Below are 18,111 nucleotides of genomic sequence, written 5' to 3' on the forward strand. Positions count from 1 at the left end.
CAGCTATTCATGTGTTCATTCCGTAGAATGGTGCCCATGGGCCATGGAGCGAACGCACCGGACAACAGCGCGACGCCGCGCACCCGCCTGACTCCGGAGAACGCGCCCCAGGTCGCGACCACCCTCCAGGCGCTGGCCACACCGTCGCGACTGCTGATCCTGGCCCACCTGCGCGAAGGCCCTTGCGCGGCGACCGAGTTGGCCACGGCGGTCGGAATGGAGCAGTCCGCCTGCTCCCACCAACTACGCCTGCTGCGCAACCTCGGCCTGGTCACGGGCACCCGCGAGGGCCGCTCCGTCGTCTACGCCCTCCACGACGACCACGTCGCCGGCCTGCTCGACCAGGCGCTCTACCACGTGGAACACCTCCGCCTCGGCATGACCGACACCTCGGCCGACGCGCTCCCACAACAGGACGACGCCACGCCGGCCGAGGCGCGCTGAACCGGGCGGCGCCGCCACTCCCGTCGCTGCCGGCGCGACCACCTGGGCTGTAGGCGTGCTGACCGATGAGTTCGCGCGCGAGTTGATCGAGCTGGGTCAGGTGGCTCTCGACGGACAGGGTCTGTACCTGTGGTTCGTCGGGGACTGAGACCGCGGGCCGGCTCAGCCCCGGAGCCATAGCCGGACAGCCGCAGTGGTGACGGTGCGTGTAAGAGGTCGCGGTCCGCACCTCGGCCCCGAAGGATTCGGGCCCCACGCCCAGCCATGAATCGAGTTCACCGATCTCGACGTCATCGACCGCCTAGAGTGACGGCATACATGAGGGCACGTCAGGACAGGGGACCGCAGACCGCATGGCGTACGAACTGCCGCCGGAGATCGTGCACTTCGTCAACCGGGAGGACGAGCAGAACCGGGCCCTCACCGCCGTCGCCGAGTGGAACGCCCGCTCCCGGCCCCTGTGCCTCGCGCTGAGCGGCCCCGGCGGATCGGGCAAGACCGAACTGGCCTTCCGGATCGCCCGTACGCTGCGGGACCGGTACCCGGACAGCGTGCTGTACGTGGATCTCGACGAGTACCGGCGGGACGGGGCGGTCGTGGTCGCCGACGTGCTGGGCCAGCTGCTCGTCTCGCTGGGCGTCGCCCCCGACATGCTGGCCAACTCCTTCAAGGGGCGCTGCAAGCAGTACTGGACGCGGACCGACGGCCAACGGCTCGTCGTGGTCATCGACAACGCGCGCTACGGAGCGGAGGTCGTACCCCTCCTCCCCGGCTCCGGCGCCAGCGTGGCGATCGTCGCGAGTCACGGGCCGCTGTACGACATCGAAGACGGCGCCGCTGTCGACCTTGAACTGCATCCGCTTGACGCGGTGGATTCCGCGGAGTTGCTACGGCTCGTCGTCCGGGATCAGCGGCTCTCGGACGAGCCCGACGCGGCACGGGGTCTCGTCCAGCTCTGCGCCGGCCTGCCCGCCGCTTTACACGTAGCCGCCCGCTGGATCCGTAAGTACCGCCGTCGACCGCTCTCCCGCCTGCTCGCCGACCTGTCGAAGGAACTCGACGAGAAGGGCATCCCGGTGGTCGAGAAGGTGTGGGACGCCGCGTATCTCAGCCTCACCTCCGAAGCCGCCCTGCTGTACCGGCTGCTCGCCGACCATCCAGGACCGTCGTTCACCCCGGAATCCGCCACGGCGCTTCTCGGTCTCGGCCGGGACGCGGCCGACGAGGCGCTCGAAGAACTGGAGATCGCCGGACTGCTCGACACCCGCGAGGCGTCGAACACCGCCGACGGCAGGCTGCGGCTGCCCGAACTGATGCGCGCGCACGCCCGCCGCCGGGCCAGGACCGACGGGGCTGAGCGCGAACGGGCCGAAGCGCAGCGGCGTATCGTGACCTGGTTCCTGCGGCAGGCCCAGCGCGCGGACCTCTACGCCGCCGGCCCCAGGCTCGTCGTGGCCGACGCCGTACCGCCCCTCGAAGGCGCCCCCGACTCCCCGCTCACGGACCCCGCCGACGCCAACACCACCGACGCCGAGCGGCGCGAGCGGGCGCGGAGCGCGGCACGCTGGCTGAACACCGAACGGCACGCGCTGTACGCCTCCGTGCGTCTGGCCCACTCGCTCGGCCTCGACACCGAGACCTGGGCCCTGTGCGAACCGCTGTGGACGCACTTCCTCGACCACCCGCACCCCGCCGACGACATCGAGGTGTTCGGCCTCGGCGTCGCGGCGGCCGGGCGCGCCGGAGATCTTCCCGCGCTGGTCCGCATGCGATGCCAACTGGCTCGCCCCCTCTGGGAGCAGGGCAGAAACGACGAAGCGGCGCAGGAACTGGCACGTGCGCTCGCGACGCTCGACACGCTCGGGGAGTCCACGCGTACGAGCAAACTGCGCGCGTCAGCCATCGAGTTCCGAGGCACGCTGCACGCGGTCCAGGGCGACTGGGCCGCCGCCGCCGCGGACTTCCGGCGCTCCCGCGACGTGCACCACACGATCTCCAACACGTACGGCGTCACGCTCCAGACCTACCGGCTCGGCCAGGCGACGGCCGAGCTCGGCGACGTGGACGAAGCGGCCCAACTGCTCGCGCAGGCGCACCGGTCGGCGGTCGAACTGGGACGTGAGCGGCTGGCCGGGCGCATCGGTTTCGCGCTGGGCGGGGCGCTGCGCGGACTCGGACGCACAGGCGAGGCGCGGGTGTTGTACGAGGACGCGCTGGCCAGCGCGCGCGGCCGGGGATCCGACGCCGACGAGCAGCGGATCCTCGACGCCTTCGCCGAACTGGCCGACGAGGAGGGGCACTTCGACGAGGCCGGGGCCCACCGTGCGGCGGCGCACGCCATCCGGGTGCGCAACGGCCTCGCCTAGCACTTGTCCGGGTGATCATGTCCGGAGCCGGATCGTGAGGGCAGTGGCGGTGAGGCGGGCGGTCTGGCTGTCGGCCTTGCTCAGGCACCGTGTGGCGCGGCCCGCAAGTACTGCCGAGGCGGCCCGTTGCTGTAGGCGTAGGCACTGTCGGCCGCGACGGCCCAGTCGATCTCGCCGACTGGGTCCGCCGCGGCCTGGCCCTGCTGCTGGGGCTTTTCGTCCACCCCGAGGAACGGGGGTCGATTCGGGCGTGAGCTACGCGCGTCCACCAGGCCCGCGACACTGCGCCCCATGCTTGTCATCAGACGGACTGTGCGGACCGATCCGGGGCGTCGGTCCTGAGCTCAGGGATCATGCGAAGCCGTGACGGTTGCGTGGTCATCTGGCCCACGGCCCTCACGGACCCCCTCATGGGCGCGGCCTTGAGTCTCCATCTAGACGCGATGAGAGCCGTGACGACCTTCGCCTCCGTTTCCGCGAAGACGTCGCCGATACACATTCTCTTGCCTGCCCCGAACGGGAGGAAGGCTTCCCTGGGGGGTTGCGGCCGGTCCGGGTGCCAGCGATCAGGATCGAACCGGTCGGGGTTGGGGTAAAGGCTCGGATCGCGGTGCACGGCGTAGGGACTGAAGATCACGTCGGTTCCGGCCGGGAGCACCGTCTTGCCCAGCCGGACGTCACGCAGGGCCTGTCGGGTGAGGAACCACGGCGCGTACAGCCGCAGAGTCTCCTGGACAAGCCGCCCGGTGAAGGGGAGACGGCCGAGATGGTCGGCGGTGAGTTCGTCGCCAGCGAGCGCGGTGTCGACCTCCTCGTGCAGACGGCGCTCCAGGTCACGGTTGCGGCTGAGTTCGTAGAACAGCCATGAGAGCACCACGGCGGTGGTCTCGGAGCTGGCCGCGAGCAGCGCTGTCACCTCGGAGAGGATGTCGTTGCCGTCCATGGCTCTGCCGGCATCGTCCTGAGTGTTCATCAGCAGCGAGATCAGGTCCTGATACGAGTCGGGCCGCCTCTGGTGATCCTCGATGATCTCCGTGACTCCGTCCCGCAGCGCGGAACTCGCAGCCGCGATCTTCCGGTTCCCGCGTGTGGGCAAGCTCTCCAGCGCACGTATCGGCAGCAGGACTTTCAGCAGCGCGGCGCGGAAAACGGTGTCGACGCTCTCCAGGATGACCCGTGCGGGCTCGCGCGCCGGGACGGATGAGAACAGGGCCGACATGACCACGTTCTGAGTGATCAGCTGCATCTCAGTCTTCATGTCGAGTGTCGTGGCGGGGTCCCACGAGTCGATGGCCGGCGCGCTGGTGCGCACCATTTTCTCGACGTAACTCCTGACCATCTCTCTGTGGAAGGGCGGGTGCATCTGCCGCCTCCGTATCAGATGCACCCGGCCCTCGGTGATGGGCAGAGCATCCTTGTTGAAGAGTTTCAGTCCCTCAAGAAGGAGGCCCTTAGAGAAGGCGTCCGCCTGTCGGGTGAGCATCTCGTGTATCAGGGTGGGGTCGTTCACGACAGCCACACTCTTGGGACCCAGCCGGATACGCACGATCGGACCGTAGGCGCGGACGTCCCGCATGAACTTCAGTCGGTTGCTGCTCCCTGCCATGGACAGACCGTGTCCGAGGAGCGGAAGGCGCCCTGGGACTATGGGCGGGATTCCGGGTGCGCTGGCCAAAACCGTTCCTTTCCTGTGCCGAGTCGCTGACTTGGTGGGTATGTTCATGCCGCGTATCGAGTGGCGCAGACGGGCCCGCGACCTCAGTGCGCCGCGGTCATGCCGACCGGGCGACCTGCCGCCGGCGGGGGCGGTCAAGGACACACGTGCCCCGAGAGAGTGGAGGCGTCGGAGTCAGGTGGTGTCCTCGATGGGTGCTGTGGCCCGTGTGAGCTCCTCATGGAGGATGACTTCCCCTATTGGCCCATTTCCGCACGCCGGTCGATGTCCCGATTCCGTCTTCCTGTCGGCCAGGACGTGTCCGGCCGATCATGTGACCACTCCGCGCGGAGGTCGCCTGGGCCGCTCGCGCGGCGGGGTTCCCCACGGCGAAGCCCTTGAGCAAGTGATCGGCAACCACCCCGGCCGGACCGGGCGAGTGGGCCCCGTACCGTCCAACACCATGGCGGGCCGGACAGCTCCTAGAGGATCCGTCCCGCCTCGTCGGCGGTGGCGGGGGACAGGTGCGCCTCGTACCGTCGGCCGCCGATCACACAGGTCACACGGCTCACGCCCGCCGGCCGGGCGTGCACCGCGGACAGCACGGCGGCGGGATCGCTGTGCACGATCCGGCCGTTCTCCCGAGGCGGTTCGATCCGTACGGACACCAGCGACCCGCCCCGGACCCGCGCCACGCAGTGCACCGGGGACAGTACGACCCCGGCGGTGCGGCAGCCCGGATAGCTGTCGAGCACGTGCGAGATCCAGCCGTCCACGGTCCACCCGACGCTGTACGCGGCGGCAGTCGCCCGGTCCCTACGCCGGTACAGCAACGCCGCGCTCTGCGACTGCCGTTCGCCGGCCACGCCGTACTCGGCGGCGAGGTGGAGCGCGGGCGCGTCGACGTGGCCGGGGAACCGTTCGACATGCGTCTCGTCGCCGTCGAGGCGTACGCGTACGGCGAAGGCGGACGGTGTACGAGAGGGCGGGGCCGGGATCGGGAGCAGCCGCACGGTGACAGGTGCGACGGGCGGGGAGAGACCGATCAGCCGGTACAGCTCCAGCCGGAGCCGCTCCAGCGCACTCCCCTGTTCGGAGGCAGGGGACAGGAAAGCGGACGCGGCGGCGTCCCGTCCGGTCCCCACCCGGTAACTCTCCAGAGCCATCTCAAGCTCCTCCGCCCGGCCCAAGCGCGGCGCGTGGGCGAGGAGTTCGGCCATCGGGCTGCCGGGGATCAGCTCGTCGCCCCCGTCGTACGCGGCGAGTACCGGACCGTCCAGCGCAGCCGCGTAGTACAGCGCGGTCGAACCGTGATCGGTGATCAGGGCGTCGGCCGCCACCAGGACCGAGGCCCAGTCCTCGTACGGCCGGGCGAGGACCATTCCGGCGTCGAGCGCGGGCGCCAGCCGCTCCGACAGCTCGAACTCACCGGTCCGGCTCCATTCGTTCGGGTGCACGATCAGCCCGAGTTGGTACGCGTCCTGGGGAAGGCGGGCGGCCAGTTCGAAGGGCAGGTCCGGCCGACGCCGCAGCAGGGACTCCCCGCCCCAGGTCGACGCCAGCACGATCAGCCGCCTCGCACCCGTCCCGAGCGCGGCGCGGAAGCTCTCGCGCAGGGGGAGCGAGGAGAGGATCCGCTCCAGGGTCGGATCGCCGACCACGGCGGCACGCGCCGCCGCTCGCGGGCTGAGGGCCGCCAGCCGGTCGATCTGGCCGGGGTGGGCCAGCGCGTGCAGGGCGGGCGGTGGACCGCCGTGCGGCATCAGATGCTCAGGGTCCAGGCCTGAGGGCGCGTCCGCCGATCCCTCCCCGTGGAACGTCTTGCCGAAGCCCGCCCCGTGCGGCAACAGCACCCGAGGGCCCCGGAGAAGGTGCAGCTCACCCTTCGGACTCGCGGTGACGATCAGGTCGTACGTATCGCGGCACGCCTCGTCCCAGGGGACCGAACGTGCGCCGACCCGTTCGACGGCAGCGAGTGCGTCGACGCCGAAATCGGAACCGGGAACGAGCGTGAAGACCCGGCTGACGCGCGCGTCACCGGCGAACACCGGAAGGAGGTCGAGCAGCCTGTAGAGGGCGATCGCCGAGCGCGCGGCGAACAGAACCGCCACGCCCGTCGCCCGTCGCCCGTCGCCCGTCGCCCGTCGCCCGTCGCCCGTCGCCCGAAGTGTCCATTCTAGAGGCTCGATTCGGGCTTCGGGCGCCCGTCGGGCATGAAGTCACCGCTGATCAGTCCAGGTTCCTCGGGCTCGTTCGGCGGCATGATCCTGATCGTACCTTCGGGCGTTCGCGGTACTCCACGTCATGCGGTCGGGAACAATGGCCGCCATGGACGAGTGGGGGATCGCACTGATCGCGGCAGGTTCGGCCCTCGCGGGCAGCCTCGTCACCGGCTGGTTCGCGCGGAGCGCGGGGATGAAACAGGCCGAGGCGGCACAGCACGCCGGTGACCGGCAGGCGGATGCCCTGCTTCACACGGTACGCCTGACGCTTCAGGAGCAGCGCGCGGTCCGACTCCTCGATCTGCGGCGCCAGACCTACGTGGCGTTCCTGGAGGCCGCGACGCCCACGAGCCGCACGGGCTTCGGGTCCGACGGGCTGGTGGCCCTGCAACGGGCTTTCAGCGCAGTGGAGTTGGAGGGACCCACCGATGTGGCCCGGCTGGCGGGCGAGGTGGTCAGCGGCCTGCGCCGCGATGACCCGCCGGACGACATCGAGCGCGCCAGGCTGCACTTCACCTCGGCCGCGCAAGCCGCCCTGGACCCAACAGTCCCCGAACCGCAGTGACCGCAGTGACCGCAGCGATAGCGGCGACCGTGGTGACCGCGCGGTAGGGAGAGCGCGCCGCGACAGTTGACCCTGACGCAGGGGCAACCTCCCAGCATGGTCCGCATGACGACAAGAACCTATGCGATCGAGGTCGCCGGACTCCGCAAGTCGTACGGCGACCACCAGGTGCTCGCCGGAGTCGACCTCACAGTCCCCGCGGGCAGCGTCTACGCACTGCTCGGCCCCAACGGAGCCGGCAAGACCACCGCCGTCCGTATCCTGTCCACCCTGCTCCCGGCGGACGCCGGCGCGGTCCGGGTCGCCGGGCACGACGTACGCCGCGAGGCCGACCGGGTACGCGCGTCGATCGGCGTCACCGGACAGTTCTCCGCCGTGGACGAGCTGCTGACCGGGCGGGAGAACCTGCTGCTGATGGCCGACCTCGGCCACCTCGACCGGCACCGCGCCCAGCTCGTCGTCGGACGGCTGCTGGAGCGGTTCGACCTGGCCGACGCCGCCGACCGGCGCGCGGCGACGTACTCCGGCGGCATGAAACGGCGTCTGGACCTCGCGATGACCCTGGTGCCCGGCCCCCGGCTGATCTTCCTCGACGAGCCGACCACCGGACTCGACCCGCGCAGCCGCCGTGACCTGTGGGGGATCGTGCGCGAACTGGTGGCCGACGAGGTCACGGTCTTCCTCACCACCCAGTACCTCGAAGAGGCCGATCAGCTCGCCGACCGGATCGGTGTGCTCGACGGGGGCAGGCTCGTCGCCGAGGGCACCGCCGCCGAACTGAAACGGCTGATCCCCGGCGGCCGTGTCCAGCTCCAGGCCGCCGGAAACGAGCAACTGGCCCAACTCGTGAGCCAGTTGCCCGAAGCGATTCCGGACGCCGAGACGCTCACCGTAACTCTGCCGCACGACGGCAGCCTCACCGCACTACGACGGCTGCTGGACAGGATCGAGGACGACGGCGCGGTCACCGGTCTCGCCGTGCACACCCCGGACCTCGACGACGTGTTCCTCGCCCTCACAGGGCGCCCCACCGACGAACCCTCACAGGAGATGCCGGTATGAGCGACGCGACGTACGCCGTCCGCGACTCGGCGACCATGCTGCGCCGGAATCTGACGCACATGGCCCGCTACCCGTCGATGACGGTGATGCTGGTCGGGCAGCCGCTGCTCTTCCTGCTGCTGTTCGTGTACGTCTTCGGCGCGGCCATGGGCGCCAGTCTGCCGGGAGCCCCGGCGGGGGACCGCGGTGACTACCTGACGTACATCACTCCCGGGATTCTGATGATGACGGTGGCCAGCGTCTCCATCGGCACCGCGGTGCTGGTCGCCACCGACATGAAGAACGGGATCATCGACCGGTTCCGGACCATGCCCATCACCAAGCCCGCCGTACTCACCGGCCATGTGCTCGGCGCGATGATCCAGACCGCGCTCGCGCTCGTGGCGCTTCTCGGGGTGGCGTTCCTGATCGGCCTGCGCACCGGCGCGTCGGCGACGCAGTGGCTGGGCCTGGCGGGCCTGCTGGTGCTGCTCTCCCTGGCGATGACGTGGTTCACCGTGGCGCTGGGCCTGGCCAGCCCGGATCCGGAGACCGCGAGCAACCTGCCGATGATCTTCGTACTCCTGCCGTTCGTGGGCAGCGGCTTCGTGCCGGTCGAGTCGATGCCGGCCGGACTGCGCCGGTTCGCCGAACACCAGCCGTTCACGCCGATCATGGACGCGTTCCGCGGCCTGCTGGCGGGAGCGCCGGCCGGCCCGGACGTACTCCTGGCCGTCGGCTGGTGCGCGGTGATCGGACTGACCGGCTACCTCTGGTCCCGCCGCCTCTACCGGACCCGCGCCGCGAGCTAGGAGACTGATCCGATGCTGACCATCGGCGAGCTGGCCGCGTACGCCGGAGTGACCGTACGGGCGGTGCGGCACTACCACGCCAAGGGCCTGCTGCCGGAACCGGAGCGGGACCACTCCGGCTACCGGAGGTACGACGCCACCGCCGTGGTCGAGCTGATCAAGATCCGTACCCTCGCCGACGCGGGAGTCCCCCTCGGGCGCGTACGGGAACTGCTCCAGGCGGGCGAGGACGAGTTCGCCACGGCGGTCGCGGACATCGACAGGCGCCTACGGGCCGAGATCCGCGAGCGCCAACAGCATCGCGAACGGATCGCCCGCCTCACTGCCGGGGACAGCCTCGTACTCCCGCCGGAGGTCGTCACGTTTCTCGACCAACTCCGGGCACTCGGGGTCGACGAGCGCATCGTCCAGGTCGAGCGCGACGGCTGGATCCCGCTGGCCGCGCACTCGCCGGGGCGCATCCCGGAATGGACGGCCCGCAAACGCCGGCAGATCGCCGACCCGCGGCTCGTCGACTTCTATCTCACCCTCGGCCAGGCCCTGGACCGCACCGACGACGACCCTCAACTGGTCGCGCTGGCCGACAAGATGGCGGCCTACATCTCGGAGGTGGCCGACGAGCGGGGCGAGGACTACGTCGACGACGCGGACATCGAGCCGCCGATCGCCAAACTGCTCGACAGCCTGGCGTTCGCCACCGCCCCGCCCGCCCGCCGGTTGATCGAGCTGCTGAGGATGCGGGGCTGGACTGGCTGGACGAAGGTCGAGCGACTGGACCCGCCGGGGAACGGGACCGGAGGGTGACGGGATGGACGGATACCGGGTCGTGCGTGACGAAGCTGGTCGACGAACACCTCGCCTGGCCCAGGAGCCGGCGCCGAGGAAACGGCCTACAGCGGCCAGCTGGTCGATGATCCGTACATCTGGGAGAGCCCCGGTACCAGGCTCATGACCAGCAGGGCAGGGAAGACACGCCGGGTCCAGGCTCCGGGTCCAGCGGCGCCCGCTCAGTCCTCGACGACACGGATGATCGTCTTGCCGGGGACGCGTTCCCGCGGCGCGAACGCGTCGGCGGCCTCGGCGAGCGGGCGTACCACGCCGACGATCGGCTTGAGCCGCCCAGCCCGCAGCCGTCCGGCCAGGTCCGCGAGGCGGGCCCGGTCAGGTTCGACGACGAAGAAGACGGCCCTCCCGTCCGCCGGCCGCACGGTGACCGGCCCCGCGATGGTGACCAGGGTGCCTCCGGCCCGGACCAGCCCCGCGGAGCGGTCAAGGATGTCACCGCCGATCACGTCGAAGACCAGGTCGACATCGCCGATGTCCTCCAGGCGCTCGGCCTGGAGGTCGACGAAGACGTCCGCGCCCAGTTCGAGGACGGTCTCCCGGTCGGCGGCCCGCCCGGTTCCGATCACCCTGGCGCCGACCTCCCGGGCGAGCTGCACGGCGAGGGACCCGACACCGCCCGCGGCCCCGTGCACCAGCACGGTCTGGCCGGTGGTGAGGCGGCCGTGGTCGAAGAGGGCCTGCCAGGCGGTGAGCCCGGAGACCGGCAGTGCGGCGGCCGTGACGTGGTCGACATCAGCCGGGAGAGGAGCCAGATTGCGGGCCTCGACCGCCGTGTACTCGGCCAGCGAGCCGTCGCGGCTCCAGTCGGCCAGACCGAACACCCGCTGGCCCACGGTCAGCCCGGTGGTGCCGTACCCCAGCTCGGTCACGACCCCGGACAGCTCGTGCCCCGGCACACTCGGCGTACGGTCCCGCCCCGCCCGGTCGGTCCAGGTACCGGCCCAGGCCAGCTCGCCCGGGGTGAACCCGGCGGCGTGCACGCGCACGATCACGTCGTTCTCCGCGGCATGCGGATGGGGCAGATCGGTGAGAGCCAGCCCGCCGACGCCGGCGTCGCGGTCCTGGACAGTGATGGCTCGCATGGGGTTCCTCTCTGATCCACGGAAGCGCCGGGGGACGGGCGCTCTGCTGATCCCGCTCTCACGGTAATCATGGGGCGGCCCAGGCAGGTGGGCCATCGTGAGAGTGAAACGTTGGGCCAGTTGCCGCCTTCGCCGGGTTCCGCCCCAGAACCTTCCGGCGGACGCCCGCCCCGCGACACCTGCGGGCAGGCATGAGCGTCAGCCGGCCGACGGTGACTCGCTGTGAGGGAGGGCGGCGAGGAGCAGAGCCGTCGCGCTCCCGGCCTCCGTGATCTCCCCGGCACGCACCGCCGCCACGGCGTCGGACAGCGGGCGCCAGTGGACCGTCATCCCGACTTCCGTCCCCTCACGCCGCATGGTGCCGGGACGCAGGTCGGTGACGAGCATCAGGTGGGTGCGGGCAGCGGTGACGCCGGGCAGCGGATCGATCACACCGAGCGTGTCCACGTGCGCGGCCGTCAGCCCGGTCTCCTCCTCCAACTCGCGCAGAGCCGCGCGGTATTGATTCTCACCGTCCATCCCGCCGCCGGGCAGATGCACCATCCGCCGACCCTGCAAGTAGAAGTCGTCCTCGACCAGCAGGACTTGACCGTCGGTGTCGAGTGCCACGACGCGTACGCCGTCGCCGACGGTGACATGCTCGTAGGCACCCGCGATGCCGTCCGGTCGCCGGACCGCATCTCGACGCAACGTCAGGAACGGGCCCTGGTACATCACTTCTGTCGCCAGCCGCTTCCACCCCATACCGGTGAGTGTGTCACCGGCCGCGGCCACTCTGCGAAGCGAGACCCGGGCAGTGCCACCGGCCAGTGATCAGTACAGCGGGCCGAAGGAGAGGACGTGCAGGGCGGCTAAGCGGGCCCGCCAACCCGATGGCCGTCAACGCGATGACCATGGCGAGGCTCAGGAGACAGACGAGGACGCCGGAGGTCCGAAGCCGCCACCCCTCCCGGGCCATGTCCCAGCCTGCGCTCACGCCATGACGGACCGGAATCGCGAGGGAACCGATCAACCAGCACGCCAGCGCCGCGTACCACTCGTACGCGCCGAGAAGGCCGCCCACCAAAATCGCCGCGGCTGCAAGCAGGTAGAGCGACACCAAGAGACGTAAAGCCGCACCCTTTCGCTCCCCTGATCTCCACCCGGTCGATCGCGGCAACTGGGATGTGCCTCTCGAAAGCCCGCGACTCCATGATCAGAACGCCCTGTTCAAGCCGGGCCGCAACGCAACGGCGCCGTCCGGGAAGGATCACCAGCGAGGTGACCTCTGAGGCGATACTCGCGTCTGGGGCCATATGGGCAGGCTAAAGCGTGCGGCGGGAGTTTGGACCGGGGGTGGCGAAGCGGGTTTCCAAGACCGCCTAGCGGACGGTCTTGTGATGTTGCTTGCGGGCGAGGAGGTGCTCGGTCGCCCGGCGTTCGCTTTGGTCACCAACTGAGCTGCCCGGCTTGTCGGACGGGCCCAGGGCGTGTGCCGGAAGTGCTCTAGGTTGGCCAATGTGAGTGCTCGGGGGCGGAGGTACCGGTATGTCGGACCGGTCGAGCTGAAGGCTGCGGTCCGGCCTGGCAGCGGCGGGTGCCGGATCAGCTCGGCGGCCGACTTCGGTGGTTGGATCGCTGGGCGATCGGCCGCGGAGTTGGCGGAGCCGTTCACTTTTGTGGTGGGCACGGACGGTGTGCTTCGGCTGGCGCCGCGACGGAGCGAGCACGTGGCCTGTGCCGGCGGAGACATGGTTCTGAGTGCCGGCGAGATCAGCTTCACGCGCGATGCAGATCGGTGGGCCGTGAGCGAGGTCAGCAACCAGTCCACCGGGTACTGCCCGGACGTCATCTCCTGGTCGGCAGTGGCGCGTGCTCTGGACGAAGCAGAGCTCGGGCGGCCCTCCGGCTTCACCCACGAGGTGGTGTTCCGGCGGTGCCCCAACTGCCAGGAGCACAACATCGTGCGCGAGGACGACTTCGTCTGCGTCTTCTGCGACGGCGATCTGCCCGCGACATGGAACATGGATTCCACCGCGTGACGGCTGAGGTCACGGCCACTCGTTCCTTGTTGCGGATGCCTGTCAGACGGAGGACCTCGATATGGCCATTCTCTCGCGGCAGGCCGGCGAGGATGTCGGTGCCTACATCATGGGCCGCCGGATGTTCGGTCCCGGGACCGGTGAGTGGGACCAGGAGTGGACCGGCTGGTGGGGGCCGAATCCGCCGTACCACGCGCCGGTGTTCGTGCTCAGTCACCACCCGCGTGAGCCGCTGACCATGGAGGGCGGCACGACGTTCACCTTCGTCACCGATGGGATCGAGTCGGCGCTGGAGCAGGCGAGGAAGGCGGCCGGTAACCAGAAGGTCGTGATCGCCGGTGGCGCGAACGCGGTCCGCCAGTACCTCGCCGCCGGGCTGATCGACGAACTGCTCCTGCACATCGTGCCCGTCACGCTCGGGGCGGGCGAGCGGCTGCTGGAGGGCGTTGGCGGCCTGAAGCTGGACCCGGTGGAGGTGATCGCGTCCCCGACGGTGACGCATGTGCGGTACCGACTCTCCATGGCTTCATGGCGAACACGGTGGGGGCCAATCGGCTCCTGACTCCGGCGATGGTCAGGTTCACCTGTGGTGTTCTGTCCATCGCTTCGATTGTGAGCGTCATGGCCGCTTCGTCATGACCGCCTGACCGGACAGGCCCATGTAACGGTCCAGCGCGGTGCAGCTCTTCATGGTGGTCGCCACACTCTTCTTGTCCTGTTGGGGGTTCTTGAACGATCAGCCGGTTTCCCCGTCGAGCTCCCCTACAGGTGGGCGGTTCCGGCGCCTGCGGCGTACCTCGCAGAGGGCGGGTCCGCAAAGTCCCGTCTGGCTGACGCCGCCTGGCACGCACGCTCGCCGCGTTGTCGGGCCCGACCAGGTACGGCCAGGCCATCCACAACGCCGATCCTCCGCCTTGCGGTCGCACGCACCACCCGCCGTCAGCCCCGCCCTGCAAACGGACGACGGGACCTCGCGGGCACGTCCTAGTCCCGCCCAGCCACGGTGAAGGAGTACGACACCGCGAAGGGCACATGGCCGTACGTCACAGTGATCGCTTCGCGGGGCTTCGCGTGCAGCGTCGCCATGTCGAGGGTCGCGCTGAACGTCTTCGAGTTCTTCGCCGTCTGTGTGACGGTCAGCGGCTTGGCCGGGTGGTCGCCCACGCGTACCTCGACCGTGCCCTCGCCGAGGGCTTCGGCGTCCAGGTTCAGCGGTGCCGACAGCTCCACCCGGACCGTCTCATCGGCCTTCACGACCTTCGCGGGAGCGTGGTCGTGGGCCGTCACCCTCAGGCGAGTCTGGTCAACCGCCCGCCATGCCAGTGACTCGTTCCAGGCGGTGTTGAAGGCAACCCACCCTTCGGTGTGCCCGATATTGCCCTTCTCCGGGCTGAAGGGGTAGAGCCCGTTCTTCGGGCTGCCGTCGAGCACGCCCGACTCACCCTCCAGCAGCCCCGCTCCTCCGTAGTACTCGGAATACCAACCGCGTTCCACGCCCTCGAATCCGGCCGTCCCACTCGGCGCGTCGTAGGAAGCGTGACGTCCTGCCGGGTTGCGGCCGAAGAGGTTGTCGACCTGTGCCGTGGCGATTTCACGGAGCCGGCCGGCCAGCGGATCATTTCCCAGAAGGCGCGCCGCCGCGAGTGCGGGCGCGGAGAAGCCGGCCACGTTTCCCACCTCGTTGGGATCGTCGGCCCCGCCGCCGGTGAAGGCGGGAATGGTCCAGCGGTCGGCGGAGTAGCGGCGGAAGTCCCAGAGATTGTCCGAGCGTTCCACGGCAATCCGGGCCCACTCCCGCACGAACCGGGTGACGCCCCGTGGAGCCTTGTCCGGATACGACTCGGCGAACTGCACCAATCCCGTGATCAGTACGTGTTCGCTCTGCCGCTGCCCCTTGGTGACGCGCGGATCCGTGAGATCCAGGTTGTCGACCAGCCAAGAGGCCTGCTTCTGGGCAGCGTTGAGATAGCGGTCGGCGTCATCTCGGCCCTCACGCTTCGCCACCTCGTACATCATCACGTTCGGCCACACCGAATGCCCCGGCGCGAGCTCCCCTTTTCCTGTTCCCACCTGCGTGTAGACCTGGAGCAGGTCCCCGGTGTGGGGCGTGAGCGCCTGCCAGGAGTACCGATCGCGGGCGGGGTCGTCCCAGGTGGCGAAGAGATGGGCGGTGGCACGCTGATATACCGAGTCGGGTATGTACTTCTTGAGTTGCGGATAGGCAAAGGCGAACGCGGCGAGTTGCTCCTTGAGTTGAGGGTCGTTCACGTCTTCCTCCAGGAGCACCTCGACGCCCCAGTGAATGAGACGCACGATCTCCGGTGTGTCTTCCGGCAGTGTCACCGGAAGCCCCTTGTAGACGGCGCTGTTCACATGGATACGGTCGAACGCGCTGGGGTTCGCCAGATACATGTCGACGAGCGTCTGGATTTCCTTGGAGTACTGCGCCGCGTCACGCCACGCCACTCCTTTCATGCACTCGCGCGGCCCGTACTCGTCGCTGACCGGATCGGTTGTCTTGCGCGTGTAGTCCCCGAAGTAGCACCGACTGCCCGACATGAATTCGATGGCGCGCCGATAGGAAACCCGGTCCGTCCAGTACGCGCCGATGCCGAAGGGTACGGAGGTGCCCACCCCCGCTTTTCCGGTGACGGTGACGACGAAGTCACCCGTGTCGCGCGGGTCGAACGCGGTGAAAACGCCTGTGCCGTCCTTGATCTTCCCTCCGTACCTGACAGCACCTGAGGCATCGGTGACCGTGAACCTCGCACCGTCCTCCGCTCGTGGCGCGGTGAAGCGCTTGGACTCGCCCAGTCCGAAGCCGCTCTGGTTGAGCAGCACGGGCTGTGCGGCCATGGGATCGCCCGCCGCCGTGCCGGCGGAAACCGGATCGGCCGCGGCAACGGCCGCGCCTGGAACGGCTCCCAGGATGAGCGCACCTGCGGCTACCAGCAGACGGACCTTCATGGGCCACCTCACTTTCGATGGGAGGAAAGGAATGCGCGAGATCACTGAGGGGTCTCCGCGACTACGGCGACTTCGCCCGCGGGAATGGTGAGAACGCCCGGCGAACGGGTGCCCGACAGGAGATCGATTCCTGTCGTGGCCACCCGCGCCGGCTGATCGGTGTGGTTCACGGCGAAGAGCCAGGACCTGCCGTCGGGGGCGCTGCGGCGGGTGACTTCCACTCCACGGCCGGCGCCCCCGACCGGAGCGGCGCAGCCGGCCGCTGCCGCCCACCGCGGAAGGAGCCGCAGAAGGGAGGCGGAGTCCGGGCGGGTGGCCAGGTAGCGGGCGGTGCCGTGGCGCAGTACGGCCGGGCCGCCCCGCGCGGGGCCGTCGGCGAACCGGCTCTCCACCTCCGTGCCCGGGTCGGGCAGCACCCGCTCGGCCCACAACAGGCCGGTCGAGCCGTCGTCCAGACCGACGGACGCTCCGGCGGCGAGCGGCAGGTACTCGTCCACCCGCAGGCCGAGCAGGTCACGCAGCACACCCGGATACGGGCCGGGGTGGACGCGGTCGTGCGGGTCGGCCACCCCGCTGAACGGGCCGACGACCAGATGGCCGCCTTGGGCCGCGTAATCCTCCAGTGCCCTCGCCGTGCCGGCCGACAGGGCATAGAGCGAGGGCACCAGCAGCAGGCGCTGTTCCCCGGGGTCGCCGGGGCCGGACACCAGGTCGCAGGAGAGCCCGAGTTCCCACAGGGCGCGGTGCCAGTCGCGCAGGACACCGGTGTACGTCAGGTCGCTGCTGGGCCGGTGGGGCAACTGGAGGGCCCACATCGCCTCGTAGTCGAGGAGCAGGGCGATGTCGGCGCGCGGACACGTGCTGCCCGCGACGTCGGCGAGGGAAGCAACCGTACTGCCGAGTGCCTTGGCCTCCCGCCAGACGCGGGTGTCCTCACCGCCGTGGGGAAGCATGGCCGAATGCCACTTCTCCGGTCCGTACACGGACTGGCGCCATTGGAAGAACAGGGCTGCGTCCGCGCCGCGTGCGAGATGGGTGAGCGTGTTGCGGGCCATCTCCCCGGGGGTCTTCGCGATGTTGCGGGGCTGCCATTGCACGGCGGAGGTGGAGTGCTCCATGAGCATCCAGGGCTGCCCGGCCGCGAGAGCGCGGGTGAGATCGGCGGCGAAGGCGAGGTCGGCGGCACGGTCCGGGTTCTCGGAGGAGAGATAGTGGTCGTTCGAGACGATGTCGACCTCGCGCGCCCAGCGCCAGTAGTCACTCCAACGAAGTGAGCCCGTCATGAAGTTGGTGGTGACCGGGCGGCCGGGGGAGTGGGCGCGCACGATGTCGCGTTCGGCGCGGAAGCAGGCCAGGTGCTCGGCGTCGCTGAAGCGGCAGAAGTCCAGCCACAGCCCCGGCGAGAGACTGCTGGTGCTGGGCCGAGGCGGAGCGACCTGCTCCCAGTCGCTGTAGCGCATGCCCCAAACGGCGGTGCCCCAGGGGTCGTTGAGGGCGGCGAGGTCGTCTCCGTACGTGGTGCGCAGCCAGTGGCGGAAGGCGTCGGCGGAGATGTCGCACCAGCAGTGCGGGTTCCCGTTGGCGTACTCGTTGTTGATGTGCCACATCACCACGGCCGGGTGGTCGCCGTAACGCTCGGCGAGGCGGCGGGTGATCACGGCCGCACGTTCCCGGTAGGTGGGGGACGAGGGACAGTACGCCTGCCGGGAGCCGGGCGCGAGCCTTCGTCCGTCGGCGGTCACCGGCAGTGATTCGGGGTGCGCGTGGGAGAACCAGAGCGGCGGTGCGGCGGTCGGCGTGGCCAGGTCGACGGCGATGCCCGCGTCGTGCAGGAGGGCGATGACCTCGTCCAGGCCGGAGAAGTCGAAGGCGCCCGGGGCGGGTTCGACCCAGGACCAGGCGAAGACGCCGAGGTTCACCAGGTTGACGCCGGCCTCGCACATCAGGCGGACATCGTCCTTCCACGTCGACCTGGACCACTGTTCCGGGTTGTAGTCGGCGCCGAAGGCGGGGCGCGGGATTCGGTTCCATGCGTGGTGCGGCCGGTCGGATCGCGGCATGGGGAAGCTCCTGAGCTCTGAGCAGCGAAGT

At 69.8% G+C, this 18,111-nt stretch carries 14 protein-coding genes and 1 pseudogene; 8 read left to right on the forward strand and 7 right to left on the reverse strand.

Annotation, left to right across the window (positions count from 1 at the left end; translation table 11 throughout):
• Positions 1–36 precede the first annotated feature (36 nt).
• Both BHU15_RS26555 and BHU15_RS26560 read left to right on the forward strand, forming a co-directional pair.
• Positions 37–444, forward strand: coding sequence for an ArsR/SmtB family transcription factor (locus BHU15_RS26555; RefSeq protein WP_069629490.1), 408 nt, complete (start codon positions 37–39; stop codon positions 442–444).
• 353 nt (positions 445–797) lie between these two features.
• Complete coding sequence (locus BHU15_RS26560; RefSeq protein ID WP_069629491.1) at positions 798–2,810, forward strand: Cdc6/Cdc18 family protein; 2,013 nt, start codon at positions 798–800, stop codon at positions 2,808–2,810.
• Positions 2,811–2,890: 80 nt separating this feature from the next.
• Here the strand turns inward: BHU15_RS26560 and BHU15_RS26565 are convergent, their stop codons facing one another.
• From BHU15_RS26565 to BHU15_RS26575, 3 genes are all read right to left on the reverse strand, one after another.
• Entirely contained in the window at positions 2,891–3,112 is a 222-nt protein-coding gene (locus BHU15_RS26565) for a hypothetical protein (protein WP_069629492.1), read from the reverse strand.
• On the reverse strand, positions 3,112–4,533 hold the full coding sequence (locus BHU15_RS26570) for a cytochrome P450 (protein ID WP_079128388.1): 1,422 nt from the start codon (positions 4,531–4,533) through the stop codon (positions 3,112–3,114). Before BHU15_RS26570 ends, BHU15_RS26565 begins: the two co-directional genes overlap by 1 nt.
• A 413-nt stretch (positions 4,534–4,946) precedes the next feature.
• Positions 4,947–6,575 carry a CDP-glycerol glycerophosphotransferase family protein gene (locus BHU15_RS26575; RefSeq protein WP_255293222.1) on the reverse strand — a complete coding sequence of 543 codons (1,629 nt, stop codon included), beginning with the start codon at positions 6,573–6,575 and terminating at the stop codon, positions 4,947–4,949.
• A gap of 217 nt (positions 6,576–6,792) precedes the next feature.
• Here BHU15_RS26575 and BHU15_RS26580 point away from each other — a divergent pair, with 217 nt between their 5' ends.
• The 4 genes from BHU15_RS26580 to BHU15_RS26595 all read left to right on the forward strand — a co-directional run bounded on the left by BHU15_RS26580 (position 6,793) and on the right by BHU15_RS26595 (position 9,908).
• Entirely contained in the window at positions 6,793–7,251 is a 459-nt protein-coding gene (locus BHU15_RS26580) for a hypothetical protein (protein WP_069629517.1), read from the forward strand.
• 105 nt (positions 7,252–7,356) lie between these two features.
• On the forward strand, positions 7,357–8,313 hold the full coding sequence (locus BHU15_RS26585) for an ATP-binding cassette domain-containing protein (RefSeq protein WP_069629518.1): 957 nt from the start codon (positions 7,357–7,359) through the stop codon (positions 8,311–8,313).
• Entirely contained in the window at positions 8,310–9,104 is a 795-nt protein-coding gene (locus tag BHU15_RS26590; RefSeq protein WP_069629494.1) for an ABC transporter permease, read from the forward strand. The genes BHU15_RS26585 and BHU15_RS26590 overlap by 4 nt, the downstream gene beginning before the upstream one ends.
• A 12-nt stretch (positions 9,105–9,116) precedes the next feature.
• Positions 9,117–9,908, forward strand: coding sequence for a MerR family transcriptional regulator (locus tag BHU15_RS26595; protein ID WP_069629495.1), 792 nt, complete (start codon positions 9,117–9,119; stop codon positions 9,906–9,908).
• 203 nt (positions 9,909–10,111) lie between these two features.
• On the opposite strand, the gene BHU15_RS26600 is transcribed toward BHU15_RS26595, so the two are convergent.
• Together BHU15_RS26600 and BHU15_RS26605 are read right to left on the reverse strand one after the other, a co-directional pair.
• Positions 10,112–11,032: an NADP-dependent oxidoreductase gene (locus tag BHU15_RS26600; RefSeq protein WP_069629496.1), complete on the reverse strand. Its 921-nt coding sequence runs from the start codon at positions 11,030–11,032 to the stop codon at positions 10,112–10,114.
• A gap of 198 nt (positions 11,033–11,230) precedes the next feature.
• On the reverse strand, positions 11,231–11,776 hold the full coding sequence (locus BHU15_RS26605; protein ID WP_069629519.1) for an NUDIX domain-containing protein: 546 nt from the start codon (positions 11,774–11,776) through the stop codon (positions 11,231–11,233).
• Between the two features lie 755 nt (positions 11,777–12,531).
• Between BHU15_RS26605 and BHU15_RS26615 the strand changes: the two genes are divergently transcribed.
• Both BHU15_RS26615 and BHU15_RS26620 read left to right on the forward strand, forming a co-directional pair.
• Positions 12,532–13,053, forward strand: coding sequence for a hypothetical protein (locus tag BHU15_RS26615; RefSeq protein WP_069629498.1), 522 nt, complete (start codon positions 12,532–12,534; stop codon positions 13,051–13,053).
• Between the two features lie 97 nt (positions 13,054–13,150).
• Positions 13,151–13,615: pseudogene (locus BHU15_RS26620) on the forward strand (dihydrofolate reductase family protein); the annotation flags it as partial.
• 422 nt (positions 13,616–14,037) lie between these two features.
• On the opposite strand, the gene BHU15_RS26625 reads toward BHU15_RS26620, so the two are convergent.
• Together BHU15_RS26625 and BHU15_RS26630 are read right to left on the reverse strand one after the other, a co-directional pair.
• On the reverse strand, positions 14,038–15,909 hold the full coding sequence (locus BHU15_RS26625) for a hypothetical protein (RefSeq protein WP_171908453.1): 1,872 nt from the start codon (positions 15,907–15,909) through the stop codon (positions 14,038–14,040).
• 152 nt (positions 15,910–16,061) lie between these two features.
• Entirely contained in the window at positions 16,062–18,080 is a 2,019-nt protein-coding gene (locus BHU15_RS26630; protein ID WP_069629500.1) for a beta-galactosidase, read from the reverse strand.
• Positions 18,081–18,111: the final 31 nt, after the last annotated feature.

This window comes from Streptomyces niveus, from assembly GCF_001723055.1.
GTDB classification, from domain to species: Bacteria; Actinomycetota; Actinomycetes; order Streptomycetales; family Streptomycetaceae; genus Streptomyces; species Streptomyces niveus.

Bases quoted from the DNA above. Each gene is read 5' to 3' on its own strand.
- BHU15_RS26585 (WP_069629518.1), top strand. From the start codon at position 7,357: ATGACGACAAGAACCTATGCGATCGAGGTCGCCGGACTCCGCAAGTCG.
- BHU15_RS26570 (WP_079128388.1), bottom strand. From the start codon at position 4,533: ATGAACATACCCACCAAGTCAGCGACTCGGCACAGGAAAGGAACGGTT.
- BHU15_RS26605 (WP_069629519.1), bottom strand. From the start codon at position 11,776: ATGGGGTGGAAGCGGCTGGCGACAGAAGTGATGTACCAGGGCCCGTTC.
- BHU15_RS26590 (WP_069629494.1), top strand. From the start codon at position 8,310: ATGAGCGACGCGACGTACGCCGTCCGCGACTCGGCGACCATGCTGCGC.
- BHU15_RS26565 (WP_069629492.1), bottom strand. From the start codon at position 3,112: ATGACAAGCATGGGGCGCAGTGTCGCGGGCCTGGTGGACGCGCGTAGC.
- BHU15_RS26630 (WP_069629500.1), bottom strand. From the start codon at position 18,080: ATGCCGCGATCCGACCGGCCGCACCACGCATGGAACCGAATCCCGCGC.
- BHU15_RS26555 (WP_069629490.1), top strand. From the start codon at position 37: ATGGGCCATGGAGCGAACGCACCGGACAACAGCGCGACGCCGCGCACC.
- BHU15_RS26600 (WP_069629496.1), bottom strand. From the start codon at position 11,032: ATGCGAGCCATCACTGTCCAGGACCGCGACGCCGGCGTCGGCGGGCTG.
- BHU15_RS26625 (WP_171908453.1), bottom strand. From the start codon at position 15,909: ATGGCCGCACAGCCCGTGCTGCTCAACCAGAGCGGCTTCGGACTGGGC.
- BHU15_RS26560 (WP_069629491.1), top strand. From the start codon at position 798: ATGGCGTACGAACTGCCGCCGGAGATCGTGCACTTCGTCAACCGGGAG.
- BHU15_RS26580 (WP_069629517.1), top strand. From the start codon at position 6,793: ATGGACGAGTGGGGGATCGCACTGATCGCGGCAGGTTCGGCCCTCGCG.
- BHU15_RS26595 (WP_069629495.1), top strand. From the start codon at position 9,117: ATGCTGACCATCGGCGAGCTGGCCGCGTACGCCGGAGTGACCGTACGG.